The 1,548-nt window shown below is 67.3% G+C and carries 2 protein-coding genes; one reads left to right on the top strand and one right to left on the bottom strand.

Translation table 11 applies throughout. The features are described from left to right. The coding region (locus U0R18_RS21495; RefSeq protein WP_526372299.1) for a DUF222 domain-containing protein at positions 1-381 on the bottom strand (381 nt) is incomplete at its 3' end. Positions 382-439: 58 nt separating this feature from the next. Here U0R18_RS21495 and U0R18_RS21490 point away from each other — a divergent pair. Next, positions 440-1,429, top strand: a complete 990-nt coding sequence (locus tag U0R18_RS21490) for an LLM class F420-dependent oxidoreductase (RefSeq protein ID WP_526372297.1) — start codon at positions 440-442, stop codon at positions 1,427-1,429. Positions 1,430-1,548: the final 119 nt, after the last annotated feature.

The raw sequence follows: 1,548 nt of genomic DNA, 5'->3' as shown, positions 1-1,548 counted from the left end.
CCCGGCATCGGTGATGAGATCCGTGCGATAGACGATGGTCTGGAACAGCCGTAAATCGACCTCACCGGCGAGAAACGCCTCGGCCACCCGGGGCAACCGCTCCCGCATGGCGCGCGCGTAGTTGAGGTAGCTGCCCGCCCGTCCCTGGCTTACACACAGGGCCGCCGCCACCTCCGCCGTCACGGAGGCATGGGCGTCGATCACCCAGTCCTCCCGGTCGCCGCACTCCCGAAGCCGGGTCTCCCATACGTCGGCGATGGCGTCCAACCGCCGCGCGGCGGCACGGTTCTCGACGCGCGACCACCGCTGGACCCGTTCCACCAGGGACCGGGTTTCGGCGGTGTCCTCCGCGATGAAGAAGAGCTCCTCGGGTTCGAACATGCTTTCGATTATTGCGCATTCCGCCGACAAGAAATGGGCGCCGCCTAGAGTCGAGCGCATGCGATTCGGACTCTTCATTCCCCAGGGCTGGCGCCTGGATTTGGTGGGCATCCCGGTGGAAAACCATTGGGCCACAATGCGGGACCTAGCGCTGTACGCCGACCGCGGGGCGTGGGACTCGGTGTGGGTCTACGACCATTTCCACACCGTGCCGATGCCCACCGATGAGGCCACCCACGAGGCATGGACGCTGATGGCGGCACTGGCCGCTACCACCGACCGGGTCAAGCTCGGACAGATGTGCACCGCGATGAGCTACCGCAACCCGGTGTACCTGGCGAAGATCGCCGCCACCACGGACGTGATCTCCGGCGGCAGGGTCCAGATGGGCATCGGTGGCGGCTGGTACGAGCATGAGTGGCGCGCCTACGGCTACGGCTTCCCGTCGGCCGGTGTGCGGTTGGCCCGCCTCGACGAGGGTGTGCAGATCATGCGCGACGCCTGGCGCGACGGTCGGGTGACCTTCGAGGGCAAGCAGTATCAGGCGAACGACGCCATCGTCGCCCCGAAACCGTTGCAGCCCGCCGGAATTCCGCTGTGGATCGCCGGCGGTGGGGAGAAGGTGACACTCAAGATCGCGGCGAAATACGCGCAGTACACCAACTTCTCCGCAGATCCCGAGGAGTTCACCCGCAAGTCGGAGATCCTCGCCGAGCACTGCCGGGAGGTCGGGACGGACTACGACGCCATCGTTCGGTCGGCCAACGTCAACGCGATCGTCGGCAGCTCGGACGCCGACTTCGCCGCACGCGCCCAGCGGATCCGGGACCGGCTGGCCGGCATCTGCGGCGACGCGGCCGCCGACGCGATGATGGCGATGAACGACAACCCCGGCAACGCGACCGGCACCCCCGAGCGGGTGATCGAGCGGATGACGAAACTGCGCGACCTCGGGTGCGAGTACGTCATCTGTTACTTCCCCGAAGCGGCCTACGACCGTTCGGGCATCGAATTGTTCGAGCGCGAGGTCATCCCGGCGCTGGCGTGAGTTCCGACATGACAGAGCAGGACGACGAGGTGGCCACCAGGTGCTGCCCGGCCTGCCAACAGAACGTGCCGGCCGCGCCGTTCTGCGGCAACTGCGGTGCGGCCGCGGCGGTGACGCCG

This window comes from Mycobacterium sp., from assembly GCF_046330795.1.
Lineage (GTDB): Bacteria > Actinomycetota > Actinomycetes > Mycobacteriales > Mycobacteriaceae > Mycobacterium.
This window is presented reverse-complemented; position numbering and strand designations above follow the sequence as displayed.